16 protein-coding genes are annotated in these 19,261 nt (G+C 35.5%); 7 read left to right on the top strand and 9 right to left on the bottom strand.

Annotated features, from left to right (window positions below; genetic code table 11):
* The first annotated feature begins 146 nt into the window (after positions 1–146).
* Positions 147–884 (top strand): DUF4377 domain-containing protein, encoded by a 738-nt coding sequence (locus QM481_RS13475; RefSeq protein ID WP_283382123.1) that lies wholly within the window; start codon positions 147–149, stop codon positions 882–884.
* A gap of 74 nt (positions 885–958) precedes the next feature.
* Here QM481_RS13475 and metK read toward each other — a convergent pair whose 3' ends face one another.
* On the bottom strand, positions 959–2,218 hold the full coding sequence (metK, locus tag QM481_RS13470; RefSeq protein WP_166551311.1) for a methionine adenosyltransferase: 1,260 nt from the start codon (positions 2,216–2,218) through the stop codon (positions 959–961).
* A 216-nt stretch (positions 2,219–2,434) separates the two neighbouring features.
* Complete coding sequence (locus QM481_RS13465) at positions 2,435–3,652, bottom strand: lycopene cyclase family protein (protein ID WP_283382122.1); 1,218 nt, start codon at positions 3,650–3,652, stop codon at positions 2,435–2,437.
* A 139-nt stretch (positions 3,653–3,791) separates the two neighbouring features.
* Here QM481_RS13465 and QM481_RS13460 point away from each other — a divergent pair, with 139 nt between their 5' ends.
* The gene (locus QM481_RS13460) at positions 3,792–5,246 is read left to right on the top strand and encodes a hypothetical protein (protein WP_283382121.1); all 1,455 of its coding nucleotides are present in this window, start codon (positions 3,792–3,794) and stop codon (positions 5,244–5,246) included.
* Positions 5,247–5,278: 32 nt separating this feature from the next.
* Here the strand turns inward: QM481_RS13460 and QM481_RS13455 are convergent, their stop codons facing one another.
* The 3 genes from QM481_RS13455 to QM481_RS13445 form a co-directional block, all read right to left on the bottom strand.
* On the bottom strand, positions 5,279–6,748 hold the full coding sequence (locus tag QM481_RS13455; RefSeq protein WP_283382120.1) for a hypothetical protein: 1,470 nt from the start codon (positions 6,746–6,748) through the stop codon (positions 5,279–5,281).
* 253 nt (positions 6,749–7,001) lie between these two features.
* Complete coding sequence (gene lipA / locus QM481_RS13450; protein ID WP_166551307.1) at positions 7,002–7,877, bottom strand: lipoyl synthase; 876 nt, start codon at positions 7,875–7,877, stop codon at positions 7,002–7,004.
* A 90-nt stretch (positions 7,878–7,967) separates the two neighbouring features.
* Entirely contained in the window at positions 7,968–8,795 is an 828-nt protein-coding gene (locus tag QM481_RS13445; protein WP_166551306.1) for a hypothetical protein, read from the bottom strand.
* Positions 8,796–9,024: 229 nt separating this feature from the next.
* Between QM481_RS13445 and QM481_RS13440 the strand changes: the two genes are divergently transcribed.
* Positions 9,025–9,438 (top strand): OsmC family protein, encoded by a 414-nt coding sequence (locus QM481_RS13440; protein ID WP_095161163.1) that lies wholly within the window; start codon positions 9,025–9,027, stop codon positions 9,436–9,438.
* A gap of 240 nt (positions 9,439–9,678) precedes the next feature.
* Here QM481_RS13440 and ytxJ read toward each other — a convergent pair whose 3' ends face one another.
* The gene (gene ytxJ, locus QM481_RS13435) at positions 9,679–10,014 is read right to left on the bottom strand and encodes a bacillithiol system redox-active protein YtxJ (RefSeq protein ID WP_283326148.1); all 336 of its coding nucleotides are present in this window, start codon (positions 10,012–10,014) and stop codon (positions 9,679–9,681) included.
* A gap of 172 nt (positions 10,015–10,186) precedes the next feature.
* On the opposite strand from ytxJ, the gene QM481_RS13430 reads away from it, so the two are divergent.
* The 3 genes from QM481_RS13430 (at position 10,187) to QM481_RS13420 (ending at position 13,666) form a co-directional block, all read left to right on the top strand.
* Positions 10,187–11,470 (top strand): 3-deoxy-D-manno-octulosonic acid transferase, encoded by a 1,284-nt coding sequence (locus tag QM481_RS13430; protein ID WP_283382119.1) that lies wholly within the window; start codon positions 10,187–10,189, stop codon positions 11,468–11,470.
* A 66-nt stretch (positions 11,471–11,536) separates the two neighbouring features.
* On the top strand, positions 11,537–12,466 hold the full coding sequence (gene rsgA, locus QM481_RS13425; RefSeq protein WP_166578141.1) for a ribosome small subunit-dependent GTPase A: 930 nt from the start codon (positions 11,537–11,539) through the stop codon (positions 12,464–12,466).
* Positions 12,467–12,766: 300 nt separating this feature from the next.
* Positions 12,767–13,666, top strand: coding sequence for an ROK family protein (locus QM481_RS13420; RefSeq protein ID WP_166551302.1), 900 nt, complete (start codon positions 12,767–12,769; stop codon positions 13,664–13,666).
* Between the two features lie 237 nt (positions 13,667–13,903).
* Here the strand turns inward: QM481_RS13420 and QM481_RS13415 are convergent, their stop codons facing one another.
* Complete coding sequence (locus QM481_RS13415) at positions 13,904–14,797, bottom strand: OmpA family protein (RefSeq protein WP_166551301.1); 894 nt, start codon at positions 14,795–14,797, stop codon at positions 13,904–13,906.
* Between the two features lie 743 nt (positions 14,798–15,540).
* On the opposite strand from QM481_RS13415, the gene QM481_RS13410 reads away from it, so the two are divergent.
* Positions 15,541–16,392 (top strand): T9SS type A sorting domain-containing protein, encoded by an 852-nt coding sequence (locus QM481_RS13410; protein ID WP_283382118.1) that lies wholly within the window; start codon positions 15,541–15,543, stop codon positions 16,390–16,392.
* Between the two features lie 254 nt (positions 16,393–16,646).
* On the opposite strand, the gene QM481_RS13405 is transcribed toward QM481_RS13410, so the two are convergent.
* Together QM481_RS13405 and QM481_RS13400 are read right to left on the bottom strand one after the other, a co-directional pair.
* Entirely contained in the window at positions 16,647–17,897 is a 1,251-nt protein-coding gene (locus QM481_RS13405; protein ID WP_283382117.1) for a hypothetical protein, read from the bottom strand.
* A 123-nt stretch (positions 17,898–18,020) separates the two neighbouring features.
* Entirely contained in the window at positions 18,021–19,115 is a 1,095-nt protein-coding gene (locus QM481_RS13400; protein WP_166551298.1) for a chorismate mutase, read from the bottom strand.
* Positions 19,116–19,261 lie beyond the last annotated feature (146 nt).

The raw sequence follows: 19,261 nt of genomic DNA, 5'->3' as shown, positions 1-19,261 counted from the left end.
ATATTCTATCCAGACTATTCGAAAATTACCATTTGTTATCGATAAACTAAAGGAGTTTTACTAATTTGCGTAAATACGACTACTTTCAAAAACCTTGTATCATCCCGCTTGTGAAGATACAAGGTTTTTTAAACCATTAAATTTTCATGAAATATTGGATTTTAACCTTATCGCTTCTATTAAGTAGCATCCTATTAGTTGACGCACGCCCTCGTCGCAAAAAACATCAATCAAAACGTAGTAAACACCGTGTGACTCGTGTAGTTCGTCGCTCAAGTGGAGGAGGAAATTACAAATCTGTGTGGATTGCCCCGCATCAAGTCGACTGTAATGGCGTAGCGCCTCTCAAATGTTTTCAGGTAAAATATAGTCCTCAAGAAGAATGGCAAACGTACTCAGGAGCAATTGACCGTTTTAAGTTTGTTGAAGGATTTGAATATCAAATCAAGGTAAAAGAAACTAAACTTAAAAACCCTCCTGCCGACGCACCAGATACCAAATGGACCTTGGTAAGAGTAGTTTCTAAGCAAGAACCTGAGTTACCCAAACTTCCATTGGCATCACAATGGATTTTATCGGCTTATTACACAGGTAGTGCTTGGGAGCCAACCAATTCGAAGTCAGCTTATTTGACAATTGCGAGAGACTTAAAAGGATTTTCTGGAACTGGAGGTTGCAACAGACTGAGAGGAGACCTAGAGGCCAATGGCACAAACGTTACTTTCAGCCAAATTATAAGTACCAAAATGGCTTGCGATAAATTACAAGCTGAAACTCGTTTTATTGAAGCACTTGGCAAAGCTAATCGCTTTGATATCGTCGGTGGAGAATTAACCCTTTTTAATGGACAAACACCATTAATGAAATTAGAAAGCTATCGATAAGCATTTCACTTAAGGTAAACAAAAAAGGCAAAGTCCGTGGACTTTGCCTTTTTTGTTTATCAAGAATGTCAATATTATGCCAAACCGAATTTAGCTTTTACTGCATCTACATAGTCAAGTTTTTCCCAAGTAAATAACTCTACCTCTTTCTCTACAACTTTACCATCTGGAGACTTGAACGTTTTTGTAACAACTTCATTTTTACGTCCCATGTGACCGTAAGCAGCAGTTTCAGAATAGATAGGGTTTCTCAACTTCAAACGTTGTTCGATGAAGTAAGGGCGCATATCGAAGATTTCTTCTACTTTGCGAGCGATTTCACCGTCAGTCAAATCAACCTTAGCAGTACCGTAAGTGTTTACATACAAACCACAAGGTTTAGCAACACCGATTGCATAAGAAACTTGAACCAATACTTCGTCACAAAGACCAGCAGCTACCAAGTTTTTCGCAATGTGGCGAGTAGCATAAGCAGCAGAACGGTCAACTTTTGAAGGATCTTTACCAGAGAATGCACCACCACCGTGAGCACCTTTACCACCGTAAGTATCTACGATAATCTTACGACCAGTCAAACCTGTATCTCCGTGAGGACCACCGATTACAAATTTACCTGTTGGGTTGATGTGGTAAGTAATTTCATCGCTAAACAAAGCTTGAAGCTCAGGAGTCAATTTTGCTTTCACACGAGGAATAACAATAGCAATGATATCTTCTTTGATTTTTGCCAACATAGCCTCTTCCGAGTCGAAATCATCGTGCTGAGTAGACACTACGATTGTATCAATTCTTTGAGGTTCGTTGTTATCAGAATATTCGATAGTTACTTGTGACTTAGCATCTGGACGCAAATAACCAATCAAAGCTGGCTCATTGTTACGGATGTAAGAAAGTTCTTGCAAGATTTTGTGAGCCAAATCCAATGCCAATGGCATATAGTTTTCGGTTTCTTTTGTAGCATAACCGAACATCATACCTTGGTCACCAGCACCTTGTTCTTCTGGGTTCTTGCGATCAACACCTTGGTTAATATCAGCAGATTGCTCGTGAATAGCCGAAAGGATACCACAAGAATTTGCTTCGAACATATATTCAGACTTTGTATAACCAATTTTGCGGATTACTTCACGTGCAATACTCTGTACGTCTAAGTAAGTGTTAGTATTTACTTCACCCGCCAAAATTACTTGACCAGTGGTTACTAAAGTTTCGCAAGCTACTTTTGATGAAGGGTCAAACGCCATGAAGTGGTCGATAAGAGCGTCCGATATTTGGTCAGCAACTTTATCTGGGTGTCCTTCAGAAACTGACTCAGAGGTGAAAAGATATGCCATTTCTACAATTAATTTTTTTTTGAAATTCTACGGAAATATTCGACCCAAGCACAAAAGCTTACTAGCGAAATTATCGACAAAAATAAGCGGAAAAACGCTCAAAATTCTTGTATCTAGCTCAGTGCTTACAGCCAAGGGTCAGAATTGTATTACAAAACTACAACTAATATTTTTAAATGACAATTTAGCTTAGTTGACTACTAGATTATAGATAAATTATCTTAAAAATAACCATATTTTTCTAAATATCACTACAAATGCGGATTTCAAGAATGGAATTATCGGAACAGTGTGCATTATAGCCAAGTCTTCTAATAGACTTGTATCTTCGTCCAAAAACTTCAAAATTTGGGCTGGTCGATTTTTACTAAACAAACAAGTAAAAATATCTTTTGACGAATGGCGATTTTTGAGCATTACATCTAGCAAAATACTATCTAATAATGCTTTCCAATTGGGAATATATGTACCTTTCCGCCATGCCTTTTTTTCTTTTTCAAAAGAATCAAAATTGCCCTTTGCTCGCTCTAAATCTCGCACAAGGTTCTTTAAAATACGTTGTGTGCGAGTAAAGCTATACCCTGTCGACTCCTTCACATAGCCCCCAGACGTACCTATGCGAACAATGCCATGGTCAGGTATTTGAATACAAGGCTCATCAGACATCGGGATTACTCCTTTTTCTACCTCCTCAATACGATAATGAGCTATTTTTAGCTGGTGAGTGATATAATCCTTTAACTCATTGTCATAGACTGAGTCCTCAAGTAAATTATCTGAAAAAATCGTGTATTCAACTAAGGCTTTGGTTTTACTATAAGGTAATACATAAACGAATCGGCATTCATCGTTCTGTTCTACATTAAAGTCAAACATGGTAGGCTTGGTTTCATCAAAGGAAGGCTCATCAGTTTCGATAACCCAACCTTTAAAATGCTGAAGCATTTGGCTATATCGCTTATCATCGTATGGCGAACGAAATGTACTGTCAAAAACTATTTGAGACGCCTTATAGATACCTTTTACAGTTTTAACTTGTGGTTTATCATCAATATCCTTTTCTACTGAGAATACACTATCAATCAAAAAGTTAATATTTTTTTTTCGAGAAATAGCATCATAGATAAATTGATAGAAATCAGGACTTCGAATTAGCTTATATTGGTATTCGTCAATGGGCAAAAATTGACTAAAATTTCTGCTTCCATGAAACCAAACACCATTCCATTTCTGTCTGACAATTTCGTCAAAAGCATTAGGTTGAGCTTCCCAAAAGCACCATGTTTTATCATTTTCCTTTTTCTCTGACTGATCAATAATTAGAATCTTAGCGTTCTCTAAACTCGATTGAGATAGATAATAAGCCAACGACAGACCCGCCAAGCCTCCTCCTGCTATAATAAAATCAAACTGTTTACGATGTTCTTGATACATTCAGGTAATGAGTGTTATTAATATCACGTTGATTCATATTCTAACGAAACTTTGGAAAACTATGTAGTTTTAGTAATATTGTATTTCTTTACTTGAGTAACACACTCAATACATTTTTGTTTTTCTAATATTGTAAATAATGTACTCCAATAAGGTTATTACTTCTCAAAAAACGCTATTATTTGGTTCTTTTCTTTTTTTAGCTTTTCCCTGCATTCTGTTCATCACAACTTGGGTAAAATTGATTTTTGCACTTATTTCTATCACAGCATTTCTTATTGTAGTAAAACAATTTAATGCCACGTTAGGAAATCGTAAACATTATTCAACTCTCTATCTGAACGAAGTGGTTTTATTATTCATATTATCATTAACAATAGTGCTTCTTTCAGGTGTAGGAGACTTTGCAAGTCAAATCAGAGATTATATTGGACATACTGCCAAAATTCAAGATTTAGTAAAGTACGATTGGCCGTTTACTTATGCAAAAGTTAATCGTTATCCATGTTATTATTTTGGATATTACTTAGCTCCAGCATTTTTCAGTAAGATATTTGCTAACGTATTTATTACAAACGTTATCTGGATTCTATGGGCAACATTAGGAATGTTTTTTAGTATGTCATTAGTATATCTATATCTACAAAAAGATTTAAAGGTATTAATTCTATCGTTGTTTTTTTCAGGTAGTTATAGCTTTGTCTTTTATATCAATCAAAAATTTATTCATTCTAATTTATTAATCTCAGCCAACGCTGATCAAATATATTACGTTGCCTATTCAATTTTTGGTAGTGCAATGTGGGTTCCAAATCAAATTATTCCAAGTCTATTGTGTGCTATTGTCATTCTAATTTCGGCCCGTAATGACAATATAAAATTGCCATTATTTTATATTTCTTGCTCATTTTTTTGGGCGCCTTTTCCTACACTTATAGCCTCACTTTTATATCTGTTAATTCTGTTCAAAAAACATTACCATGTGTTAAATGAGTTTGTAAGTTTTGTTAAGATTGGTATTTTAATTTTTTTATTCCTTGCTCCTATTGCAATTTATCTATCAGCAACTTCTAGCTCTGGAGTAAGTGGATTTGTATGGAACTATAATGCTGACTGGTTCGCTATTTTAGTAGGTTATCTTCTTTCCGAAATTGGATTCCTTTTTATTGCTATATTCCTAATCACAAAATTTAGTGCAAAATTACCAGAAGAACTATCTTATTTATTTTATGTTAGCATCATTATTTTCTGTCTTTTATGTCTAACAAAATATGGAGTTTGGAATGATCTGATGGCTAGAGGAAATATCCCTTTAATGTTCATTTTTTCAATTTATATTTGTTCACAAATCGTACATACCAAAAACTTTCCCAAAAAAGTTCTTCTATTGGTTATATATATGTTAGTGACTATTCCATTACTTAAAATAGTTTTTTTTCAATTGAGCAATAATCAATTAATCGGAACAATGTCTAAAAAGACAGATACAGGAGATATGTATGAAGTTTTGGTAAAAAACTATTCGCAACAAGAAGGAGAGCAATATCTATTAAAGAAGGACAGTTTTTTTGAAAAGTACCTCCTAAAAAAATAATAGATGGCAGATAATCTCTGCCATCTATCCAACTAATCTTTTTTTGTATCCAATAAATATTTTTCACAGAAAGAGTCTGACTGTAATTGATATTGTACCAATGCTCGTTCAGTGTACACTTCTTTTAAAAAATCCATTGTATTTTTCATATCTCCTTGAAAAGGATGTGTAATAGAAGTCACAGGAGAGCTAGGTCTAATTCCTTCAAAAATTCTTATAAAAGAAGGGACTGACAAAAAGCATAATAGACAGACATAAGCAATAAATTTAAAGCTCTGAATCTTCAGATTTGCTAGTTGTTGTGTAATAAAAACACCCAGTACAAAAGTAGAAGGGATTATACCTCTTAGTAACAAATCATTAAACATTCCTACTCTATATAATGGTAATAAAGCGAATGCACCTAAAGCGCAAAATAAATATTGTTTTTGCTTAGAAGACTTCAATGATTCTTTTATTAAAAAAAACCAAACAGCAATATTTAAAAACCAAAAGGCTAAATATCCTTCTATCCAAAAATTACTTTTTGTCCAAATAAAGCCATTTGTATCACTCAACTCTATGGCTCTATTAGAAGTAAGATATAGAACTGAAGGAATAAATGGAACAATCATTAGTAAAAAATAAGGTAATAATTTATAAAATTGAGGAGTGGTAATTTTATCAAAATACCTAGCAATTACTATAGGAAGTAGTCCGATGCAAATCAAAGGACTCCAAATAATATTACAAAGCAATATTAGAATTTCAAGTTTGTAATTTTTGCTGCTTTCTGAATTTAATATTAGCAATGTTGTTACACCTGCAGGTATTAAATGCTGTGGCACCCATTGTAGAGATGCTATCATCGGTGACCAGAATGTTATATTAAAATCAGCTAGTCGAACATTACTATTTATTATAAATTGATTCAAATATGGAATATTCAACATCTGAATAATAAACATCAAAGTGTTTCCATTGTTGAAAAGTAAAAATAAAAAAACAAATTTTAATCCCTTCTCAATTTTATATAGTCCTATCAAAATCAAAAAAACGCCTATCCAAGACCATAACAAAATGATATATCTACAAGATGCTATTCCTAGTAGTTTTCCTAGAAAAGCCGTTGGTAAGTAATATGCCCAATAATAACTAGAGAAAGTATTGTATTTATCATAATATGTTGGCCATTTATAATTTACCAAATCATAAACTTTAAAGTTATTGGTACCCCAGTCAACAGTTTGTTGGCGATATTCTCCTATTCCAAAGACAAGACAGAGACCTAAACTTAACAATAATAAAATTACAATATCTTTTAAAGGGAGGTAGGTAGTTTGAACAGAAAACCTATCTTGATTTAATTCTGATTTAACTGAGTCGAAAACAAAAAGTAGTAACAAGCATGCAAGAGGAAGTGATATTATGTCTTTAAACCATGCACCAGTAAAGATTAAATTGGGTATAAATAAATAAATTAGAGAGGTAATTCTCAGGTTTACATTGGTAAAATACATCATGTATAAATTTGTATTTAGTCAGAAATACTTTTTTACTTTAAATATTGTGTTTAGATCCTTTTAGATTTTTACATTTCTACTAGTATTTAACGACCAACTCAAAACAAACAGTATTTAAAAATTAAAAAGTCACTTGAAAATGGTTAATGTACATAACATAGCCATGTTATAAACCCCTAAAAGAAAATATAGGTAGTAAGCATTAGTATTACACTTACTACCTATTTATAATTATTCCATTTATCTGTTATATCTAGATATGTCTTTCGGCATGGTAGCTTGAACGAACCAATGCACCTGATTCAACATACTGGATACCTCTTTTCAAACCTTCTTCTTTATACATGGCAAAAGTATCTGGATGAATCCACTCAATTACCTCATGGTGCATTTTAGTTGGTTGTAAGTATTGTCCCAAAGTCAAAACATCTAAGCCATTTTCCACTAAATCGTCCATCGCTTTGAAAACCTCTTCTTTAGTTTCGCCCAAACCTAACATAATACCAGTTTTGGTACGTTTACCAAATTCTTTGGTACGTTTAGTTTGTTCCAAACTACGCGCATATTTTGCCTGAGGGCGAACATTGCGATACAAGCGCTCAACCGTTTCCATGTTATGCGAAACCACCTCTTGTCCACCTTCAATCATACGATATAGAGCGTCCCAATTACCTTTTGTATCTGGAATCAGCGTTTCGATGGTAGTTGTTGGAGACTCTTGTTTTACCTGCACTACAGTCTGATACCAAATTTCAGCGCCACGGTCTTTCAATTCGTCACGGTTTACTGAAGTAATAACAGCGTGCTTTACTCCCATCAACTTAATAGCCTCAGCTACACGACGTGGCTCATCAGCATCATATTCGTTTGGACGACCGGTAGCCACCGCACAAAATGTACACGAACGAGTACAAACATTACCCAAAATCATAAAGGTAGCTGTACCTGCTCCCCAACACTCGCCCATATTTGGACAATTCCCTGATTGACAGATGGTATGTAGCTTATATTCGTCGACAATACTACGAACTTTTGCGTATTCTTTACCGATTGGCAATTTTACTCTCAACCAATCTGGTTTTTTGTTATGCTTGGTAGCACTAGGAGCTACTACTGGAAGTTCTATCATTACAATAAATTGAGGTATGTTGAAAAAGTAATCTATACTTCTAACAAACTCTACCCTATTTTTGATTCAACAATGTGCAAAAATACGAACTTACTTTTTACCCCCGAAGAAAATTGTCAAATATCCCGAAGTAAAGACACTTTGATTATCAGAAAGTGCCATAATTTCTACCTTTTTGCTATAAATATCAGCTAAAAAGCCCACTTCAAGGCTAATGTTGCTCTGACGGAAAGCATCTAGCTCAAAATTCAAACCAGCTTTGATATTGATTCCTGGCGTAAATTTCATATTACCAAATCCTTTAAAAAAGCCTCCACTTCCAGCAATATTATTGATAGAATGAACATTGGGATCATAAGGTTCGCTTACCAAATAGCCTCTTCCGTAGTACACATCTACGTAATAAGGCTTCAAGAAACCAAGCGTTGGTCCAGCTGCAATGAACCCATTCACATTGATACCTCCATCTGAAGATTTTCTAAATAAGCTTATTTCACGGCCATACTGTGGACGCAAAGCAAACAAATAGTTCTTTTTACCATAGGCGTAGCCCGAGCCATTTCCTCCAGCATGAAGCGTACTTTCTTGGTAATTATCTACATTCACCAATTCGACGTTGAAATAGTGCATCTGTCTACGTGCCGCACCATTGTCAATAACGATTTCTTTGCGTACCATAAAACCGCCCAGTAATCCAGAATTGGTATTGGTAGTGATACCCACCGAGAAAATCGAGTTAAAGTTTTCTTCATCCACCTCTTTTTTAGGTTTGGCAGAAGGCGCACGGTTAGGAGCAGCAGACTTGGTAGTAGTAGTTGTTGTTGTGTTGGCAGGAGTATTTCTACGTTGCGCTTGTGACAAATTTGACCAAGCCATCAACAGTAAACTCATTGCTAAATATTGGGTAGTTTTTTTCACGATAAACTTTTCATTTTAGCCTAAAATCATCAAAAATCAAGGTTTTTGAGTAATTTTAGGAAAAGTAAACAGGAAATTTCGGTAATACAAATATTGACCTTTGTATTCAAGAAAAACAAAAGCCAATGCTTCTTAAGCAATACGAAATATAAAGCAATTTATTTTGGAGCTTGGTTATTTTCAATTAAAATTACCTTTTTCTTACAATCATCATAACAACTCTATTAATATGCCCACAGTAAAAACAACTTACCTTGGAGAACTTCGTACAGAGTCTACTCACTTACAATCAGGCAATCAGCTCATTACCGATGCTCCTACCGACAACATGGGCAAAGGCGAAGCATTTTCTCCAACCGACTTGGTAGCTACTGCCACGGGGACTTGTATGCTTACAACGATGGCAATCGTTGCCCAAAGAGATGGAATCGAATTAGCAGGTTCGGAGGTTGAGGTTACCAAAATCATGTCTCAAACTCCTCCACGCAGAATCGCTCGCTTAGAGATTAACCTGAAAATGAAGACAAATGTTGCCTTGGACGATGCACATATTAAAAAATTAGAAAATACAGCACACAAATGTCCTGTATCGTTGAGCCTTCATCCTGATGTCGAACAAGTAATTGATATTCAATGGCTATAGGTAAATGAATGTTATTTGTTAGCAGTGTACTTGTTATTTGAAAGTATTCTTAGGGCATACTTGCCTAATTTTCAAAGAAATTCATCCATTTTACCCAAATATTTTTGGGATAAAAACTATAAAGGCTACCTATTTGCATTAGGTAGCCTTTATAGTTTCTGATGTCAGCGATTTGCAAAGATTAAACTCAAAAGCCATTTAATTTCTAATCGTCAATCCGAAATCTCCAATCCGACATCGTTAGACTGTTTCTGCAATTTCTTCGAAACGAATATCAAAATGAGAAGCATCATACACACTTGCTCCGTCTTTGATTAGAATCACTTGTGGCGACTGATGCTCTACGCCAAATTCTTCTACGATAGCATTTGATATAGGTCTATTAGCAATCAAATCCAAATAATAAGGCTTTAATTCGCCAACCGCTTCTTGTTTCCAATTACGCTCAACACGACTTAAGGCTGTAGATGAAATTGAACAACGAGTACTATGTTTAAAAATCAACACTGGTTGATTAAATGACTCTTCTTTAATGGCTTGTAATTGCTCTACTGTGGTTAATTGATTCCAGTTCATGGGGTAAAATATGTGTTACAGATACCAAAATGATAACCTATCTATGACCTAATTATCATTTTTCTATCAAGGATTATGGTATTTTTGTTGTTTGTCTTTTATAATTGTTTTATTGCTAAACGAAATCCTAGTAAATTTGATTCAAATTTCATGATACAATTCTAATAACGCATTGGCAAAAGTACTATATAATTTATCGATTGAGCTGTATCAATGGCTAATTCGTCTGGCAAGTCCTTTCAATCAAAAGGCTCAGCTATGGCTCAAGGGTCGAGAGGGACTTTTCGAAAAACTCGAATATCAACTAACACAAGCTCGTCAAAAATCACAAAGCCCACTTTCTATTGCATGGTTTCATTGTGCAAGTTTGGGTGAATTCGAGCAAGGTCGTCCTGTGATCGAAGCTTACAAAAAAGAATTTCCCAATCATCACATATTACTAACCTTCTTCTCCCCTTCTGGATACGAGATTAGAAAAAATTACGAAGGGGCAGATTTTATTTGTTACCTTCCAGCCGATACTCCAAGTAATGCCAAGCGCTTTGTGGAACTTATCAACCCCACGGTGGCATTTTTTGTAAAGTATGAGTTTTGGTATAACTATCTGAATTGTCTCAAACAAGCCAACATTCCAAGTATTTCATTTTCGACTATATTTAGAGAAAATCAGGTTTACTTTAAATCTTATGGTGAATTCAATCGTAGTATTCTGCGATTATTAACTCACATTTTTGTACAAAACGATAAATCGGCATCTCTTTTAGCTGGTATTCAAATTCAAGAAAATGTAAGTATTGCAGGTGATACCCGCTTTGACCGAGTTGCTCAAATTGCCCAAAATAAAAGAGTAATTCCTATTGCAGAACAGTTTAAAAACGATACTCAAACTTTAATTGTTGGCTCGTGCTGGCAACAAGATTTTGACGTAATTTGCCCTCTTATCAATAGTTTTGCACATCCATTAAAGGTAATCATTGCACCTCACGAAATTCATCCAGAAGCAATCGTACAATGGCAAAAACAGCTCAAAAAGCCAAGTATTCGCTATTCTGAAGCACTGAATGGTAAAGAACTCAGTAACGCCGAAGTACTATTTATCGATAATATTGGTATGCTTTCATCGCTTTATCAATATGCCGATTATGCTTGGATTGGAGGAGCTTATGGTAAAGGTTTACATAATACCTTGGAGGCAGCCACTTTTGGACTCCCAATCTTTTTTGGAAATAAGGTTTATACCAAATTCCAGGAGGCTATGGATTTAATTGCCATAGGAGGTGCTCAGGTAATTGATAACACTCAAACTTTTGAAAGTATTTTCACCAGTTTATATCAAGATTCCAACAAACGGAAAGAGGTTTCTGACAAGATTTTAACCTATGTTAAAAGTAATATTGGAAGTACTCAAACCATTATCAATTTTGTAAAAAATCTTATTCAAACAACGAATAAGTGATTCACTGAAAAGTAATTGCAAGAAGAAATACGTTTCGAATGAATTACTTTTCTTACGATTTAATATATGCACAGAGGATTAGTCATACGCTCAACTGGCTCATGGTACGAGGTAATGGCCGACTCAGACAAGCACGTCTGGAAAGGTCGTTTGAAGGGTAAGTTCAAAATCAAAGGACTTCAAACTTCAAACCCACTCGCTGTAGGCGACAGAGTAATGTTCACTATCGAAGATACCGTTGAAAATACGGTGATTATCTACGAAATTGAACAAAGAGAAAATTATATCATTCGTAAATCGGTACACAAAACTGCTCAGGGGCATATTTTGGCTGCCAATCTTGACCAAGCGGTTATCATTGCCACGCTTAATTATCCCAGAACATCACAAGGCTTTATCGATCGTTTTTTAGTCTCAGCAGAATCATTCAGGATTCCAGTAACAATTGTTTTCAATAAGGTAGATTTACTTTCGGAAGAAGAAAAAGATGAATTAGCTGATTTGGCAGCAATGTACGAAGAAATTGGTTATCCTTGTATCTTCACATCTGTGCCAGAAAACATTGGAATAGATGGATTTAGAGATTTATTGAAAGATAAAATCTCTCTAGTTTCAGGTCATTCGGGTGTAGGAAAGTCAACTTTAGTCAATAAAATTGCTCCACATTTGGACTTAAAAACCTCAGAGATTTCCAATTTTGCCAACAAAGGAGTTCATACAACCACTTTTGCCACAATGTTCGAATTAGCTGATAATTCTTTTATCATCGACACGCCAGGCATTAAAGAGTTAGGACTCATTGATATTGAAAAAGAAGAGCTTTCACATTTTTTCCCAGAAATGCGAGCACTTATGGGAGAATGTAAATTCAACAATTGCCAGCATATTAACGAACCCAAATGTGCTGTAATCGAAGCTGTTGGAGAGGGCAAAATAGCGGCAAGTCGCTATATGAGTTATCTGTCAATGATGGATGACGACGACAACAGAAGATAATCAAAAGAGCTTCATTAGTATTAATGCTGAGTTTTGAGTGATGAATTGTGAGTTAGTAGTGTACAAAGGATTTCAAGCTATCGCAGATTTTGGATTTCTGATTTCGGAAATATGGAATTATACCGTTATTTTTTACAAAATTTAATTTAAAAAGTAAGTTACACTTCCGCAATCCGATATCCGAAATAGATAGTTTTTCCTTCCTACACTATTAATTCATAATTCAACTCATACTTAGCTATTAACAATGACTATTACTCAATTTCTATCTAAACTAATTATTCTAACAAATTTAAGAAAATGAAACTTTGGGGTATTGATTTGGGCGGAACCAAAATCGAATGTGCTGTATTAGAGAGCAGCGATAATATGAATGTTTTGATTCGTAAGAGGATTCCGACCGAAGCAGACAAAGGATATGAGCATATTATTTCTCAAATCAAAAAATTAGTCGATTTAGTAGCCGATGAACTTGGCGAAAGACCTCAGAAAATTGGCTTTGCCACACCAGGAGTTCTTGACCCTGCTACTCAAACTATGAAAAACTGCAATACAGTTTGCATGAATGGGAATCCTATGAATAAGGACCTTGAAGCAGTGTTGGGCATACCAGTCAAACTTGCTAATGATGCCAACTGCTTTGCGCTTGCAGAAGCTTTGATGGGGGCAGGTAAAGACTACCCTAATGCTGAAGTTGTATTTGGAGTTATCATGGGTACAGGAGTTGGTGGTGGATTAGTGGTTCATGGAAAAGTAATTGGAGGACAACACGGCATTGGTGGAGAATGGGGGCATAATATCCTTGAAGAAAATGGTGAGCCATGCTATTGTGGCAAATCAGGTTGTGTCGAAAAGGTCATTGCTGGTCCTGCCTTGGAAAAGTATTATGCCGATAATGCAGAAAAACCATTAAAACTCAAAGAAATACTTGAACGCCACGAGGCAGGTATCGACCCAGTCGCTACTGCAACTATCGAGAGACTACTTGAATATTTTGGTCGTGCGATTTCTACATTGACCAATGTTTTAGACCCTAACTTAATTGTGATTGGTGGTGGTGTAGGCAATATTGATTTGCTTTACACAGAAGGATATGAGCGAATTAAGAAATATATTTTTAACGATAAAAAAATCACAACGCCTATCGTAAAACCATTATTAGGTGATAGTGCAGGCGTTTTTGGTGCGGCACTTTTGTAATCAGGAAGTTATTTGTTAATCGTATATCTGTTACCATTAGAAGGATAATATCAAAATTCGACGGATACTTTACCTGCCATAGGCTCTAAGCTATAGTTTCTTAGAAAACCATGCAAGCATTTTGCCGTGCACTCATAGCAGATTTCAGAAAGCCCAACAATTCACATTGTTGTTTAATGATACAAAAACAAAAAAGGGTTGGAATCGCTTCCAACCCTTTTTACATGGTAATTAAAATTATTTACCGTTAGTCAACAATTGGAAGAATTGATCCAATTTAGGAGTTACGATAATTTCAGTTCTACGGTTCAACTTACGACCAGCAGAATTGTCGTTGTTTTCTTTCGGAGAGTATTCCGAACGACCGCCAGCAGTCATACGCTCAGGAGCAACGCTAAATTTAGATTGCAACAAACGAACAACAGAAGTAGCGCGTTTAGCACTCAAATCCCAGTTATCTTTCACACATTCAGTAGAGATAGGTACACTATCAGTGTGGCCTTCTACTAAGATGTCAAGTTCTTTATGATCGTTTACAACTTTAGCAACTTTCTCTAACACAGCTTCAGCTTTCGCGTTGATTTCTGATGAACCAGAACGGAACAACATTTTGTCAGAGATAGAGATGTAAACAACACCTTTCTTCACCTCAACAGTTACATCATCATCATTAACATCAGCCAATGAACGTTTCAAGCTCATTACCAATGCCAAGTTGATAGAGTCTTTGCGTTGGATAGAAGAGTTCAAGTTTTGGATATATTTGCTTTGATCGTTCAAAGCATCCAAAGACTTCTTAATGCTCTCAGCACCAGACTTACTAACAACTGATAAATCAGATAAACGATCTAACAAGTTTGTGTTTGTCTTTTTCAAGTAATCAACTTGATCTGACAAATCCTTCACTTGTTTAGTTTTTGCATTCAAATCATTGTCTTTTGATTGCAAGTCAGCGCGCAAGTCACCTACTCTTTTGTCGCAATCAGCAGCGTCAGATTTAATTTTAGCAAGAGCTTCGTCTCTGCTTTTTTCAAGTTCTACAAGCTTAGCCTGCGCCTCAGCAAACTTTTTCTTGCTTACGCAAGACGATACTAGAGGTAGTAGCGCAATAAAAAGAACTAATTTTTTCATGATAAAAATTGATGTTAATTGTACAAAAGCAATGCTTTTTTTAAGGTCGAATAAAGTTACAAAACGTTTTCTAAGTTTCTAACCATCTTTGACCTGCTTTTATTGCATTTTTATTTTACGTACAAATTTCGGAAAAACTCAGCAAAAATAGAAAAGCAATTGCACTTTTCAATTTTATTTATCGATAACTAACTCATTTACAGTAGTATATTTTAATAATTTTCTAAGATTTAATTTCTACTGCGCTAGATTCTTGGATGAGTTTTCGGTAGATTAAAAATACCTTAAAATTTCTTAAACTATCCTTATTATGGCTATATAAGTATTGATGAGTGCACATTTTTACCCCTCAATTTATTAGTTATACCAAAATAAAACGAAGAAGCCAAAATACTTAAAATTAAGTATTTTGGCTTCTTCGTTAGCTTATTTACAAATAACTGATTACAAGGTTATTTCATTATCAAACGCTTTTGATATATTTGTTCATTGTGGTTTTCTGCACAAAAACCATAATAGAATCTTTGTTCGACTGCACATCGAACAAAAAAATTAACTCAACTAGCACATTATTTTGGGCTGCACACTCAAATTGAATGCACTAGCTGAGTATGGAATAATTTTTCAGAATGCTAAATCAATGTAACCCTGCACGGTCATTATTGAGTAGATATTCTGTGCAGTGTATTAGTTGCCCTTAAAACAAACTAATACCTGTAAAACATTTTTGCCCACTCCTACTTATGACAAACTTACTGGTAAGCTTTGCTCGTCAAAGCTCAGGGTATGGTGTATCTGCATGTACGCCTTCCCATTTGGACAAATATGCGTCTTTGCTTAAAAGAGCTACAATAATCGTACCAAAAAATTTCTTTCATTCTGCGATTATCATTTATTTTTCGCTAATAGCATCATTCAATATTATTGGACAACGAATAGAGACGCTTGGATGGAAAGCAACACCAGCTCAATCTACCCAATTTAGAAGCGAATTAGGAAAAAGTGCTTTAGTACTAAACCCTCAGAGCTTCGCCAATCATTTTAGTGCTTGGTTTGATTATCGTGTGACTAACGACAACGCTAATTATACGGTGAATCTTCAAGCGAAAACATTATCGGACAATGCTGGATTTAGTTATCAAGCTTACGATGCTTACGGAAAACTATTAACCTCAAAAGAAGTGCTATTCATAGAATCAAATAGCGCTTGGCAAAACCTGTCTTTTAATATTAGTGAATTGCCAAGAGGTACTCAAAACATCCGTTTTGTAGCACATACCAATAATGCTTCTTTATCAGTTACTGATTTCAAGGTAAATACACAAGAAAATGCAAGCGCTATGAGTTTGCAATTATATCCGAACCCAACTACTAGCTATGCTAAAGTAAATCTTAGTCCAGAAGTATCAGCACGTGCTAATGAGCTAGCAGTGATTGGAATGGATGGAACCGTTTATCAACAGGAAGCTTTGGCAGGAAATCAAAATGATATTACAATTTCTGTAGAAAACCTTCGCTCAGGAATGTACTTCGTTCGTGTAAGTCAAAATGTAGGTAGTCCAATTGTAGAAAAATTAGTAGTAAGACATGAATAAAAATTTATTGAACTAGATATCAGAGACACATGAATCATCCCGAATTTAGTGATTTAGCGATTGAATGAATGAGTGATTAATTTAAAGCAGTAGAGACGCAATCATTGCGTCTCTACTGCCAGAATAATGACTAAGATATAAGCAACAGGAAAGATTACACGAATAATATACCTGTAGCATACATTGAGTGTATTTTTCTGATTATTAACACATTATAATAACTGATATACTATTAACTGATAACTTCCTTTTAGTTAATTTGAGATTATTGGCAAAAGCCCTTCTCTCCTATATCGCTCTATTTCAAAAATCTGGTATTGTAAAGGTTCTATATCCGCATTTTCTGGTAAAAACTTTACCTTCGAGTCCACTAGAAATTTACTTTTATCCTTCGAATAATTCGAAAATCCAACTTTCACTGCGAGTAAAAAGGTTTTATAAGAATCAGGATATAGTCGATCTAGTATGAGACTATATACATCCAAACCTTTCGCTGTTTCAAGTTGATCAGCCGAAAAAGAACTTCCCATCATAGTAGTTTCTAAAAACATCGTATCTGTATGTTGAGCATTGGTATAAAAACCCAACCAACAATGATTGGGAGTAGTCACAATCAATGGATGAATTCCCATTCTGTATAAAATGGAAGCAAAAAGAACCGTCCCATCTACGCAATTTGCTTGCTGCGAAGCCAGTGATTCACTAGGTCTTCTCACAAATTGATGAACTACTAAGGGATATTTTTGAGCAGGTTCGTTATTCGATGATACTAAAGAACTATATTTTACGCCTCTTTGTCGCAACACGTTCCAAACGGCAAATACTTGTCTAAGCACCTCCATTCTATCGTTTGTCTGATACCCTGTAATACTGTTTACAATTCCAGTACGCATAATTTCAGGCATAAGCTGATTGGTAATTACAGGATGATTTTCGTTGACATAAGCTGCGTACATAAAATTCATATCATGTATTACTTTTTGTCTATGAATAAAAATAAACGGACAATCGTTGATACTCCTGACAGTCACAATTTTGGTTTGCTTTTCTTTTAATACATCATTGACATATACATAGTAGTTGACATTAACAGGAAAAGGTTGTGCGATATTGGTCAAAACATCCCATTTGTAGGCAATCTCTGGAAAAATCTGATATTTCGAACTTTTACCATTTAAGTAAACAGAAAACGAGCTTGTTTCCATTATTTTGGGGCATTCTATAACCAATTTTACATTTGCAGGTCCCAATTTTAAGTAGGTAATTTCTATTCCAAATTGCCCTTCACTATCGCCAAAATAGGTTTTCTTGTCTTGAGGCGTATCATTATCTTTCAGATAATTCCGATTGACATTGGCAAGTACATAGGAAGGATAAAGCTTATCGTCCATTTCGACAATAGGCTTCCAAAATACCCCATTACTATCGTCAGCTTTAGCTACTTGTGCCGTCAGTAAGTTATTCAAAAACAGAAGATTGAATAGAATTAGTAGTGTATTTTTCATAGACTATACGGGTATCATGTGGAAAAGGCAAAATAGAGGTTTTTCCCGAGATAATCAATGCCGAAAAAAAAGTGGTTGCCATTTTCATGACAACCACTTTTTTATTTATTGCTCAGAGCTAGATTATGCCAAAGAAGAGTGCATAACTTCAGTTTGTTTTCTGATAGACTCTAAGTGAACAAGTTTGAATAATTCTTCAACAAATTCAGGGTACAAACCTAAGCCAGAAGCTTGTTTTGCACGATCAGCGTGTACTTGTTTCCAACGATCCAATTGCAATACAGCAACGCTGTTATCACGCTTGTATTCGCCCAATTTCTCAACTACTGCCATACGAGCAGCCAAAACCTCCATCAACTCACGGTCGATATTGTCGATTTTAGCACGTAAGCCAGCCAATTCGTCTGTAAATTCAACGCCATAGTTAGCTTTACGAACCTCAAGCTCACGCAACATTTCGCCTAAAGCTTCAGGAGTCAATTGCTGAGAAGCATCAGACCAAGCTTTATCTGGATCGCGGTGAGTTTCGATAATCATACCATCGTAGTTCAAGTCAAGAATACGTTGTGACAATTCCATCAACAACGAACGCTTACCTGCCATGTGCGACGGGTCACCAATCATTGGTAATTGTGGGAACAAACGTTTCATCTCAACGGCCATTTGCCACATTGGAGAGTTACGATATTTTGTTTCCTGAGCATTAGAGAAACCACGGTGGATAGCACCAATTTTCTTGATACCAGCACCTTGTAAACGTTCAAAAGCACCAACCCAAAGAGCTAAGTCTGGGTTAACTGGGTTTTTCACTAATACAGGAATATCAACACCTTTCAATGCATCAGCTAGATCTTGTACGTTGAATGGGTTTACAGTTGTTCTTGCACCAATCCACAATACATCAACACCATATTTCAATGCTAACTCAATATGTTCAGGATTTGCTACCTCAATTGCTAATGGTAATCCAGTTTGTTTCTTTGCTTCAGCTAACCATTGTAAAGCTGGTTCTCCCATGCCTTCAAAACTACCTGGACGAGTACGTGGCTTCCATACACCTGCACGCATAATGTGTGCATAACCTTCCGCTTTGATTCGGTTGGCTGTTTCAAGTACTTGCTCTTCTGTTTCAGCAGAACAAGGACCTGCAATAATTAAGGGTTTGCCGTCAGTATTAATCCATTCCTGCATCGGCACTACGTCTAAATTTGCGTTCATTGGCAAACAGTATTAATTCAAGTAAAAAAATATAAACTTACATGATACACTAGGATATCAATAAAGCATCACGCAACTTCAAAGATTACTATTATCTTTGCTTCATAATGACAATTTGATTGAGCCCAGATAGGTTCCAGTTCTAA

This window comes from Flectobacillus rivi (genome assembly GCF_030056655.1).
GTDB classification, from domain to species: Bacteria; Bacteroidota; Bacteroidia; order Cytophagales; family Spirosomataceae; genus Flectobacillus; species Flectobacillus rivi.
Note: the sequence above shows the minus strand (reverse complement) of the source record. Positions and strands in the feature narration are given on the sequence as shown.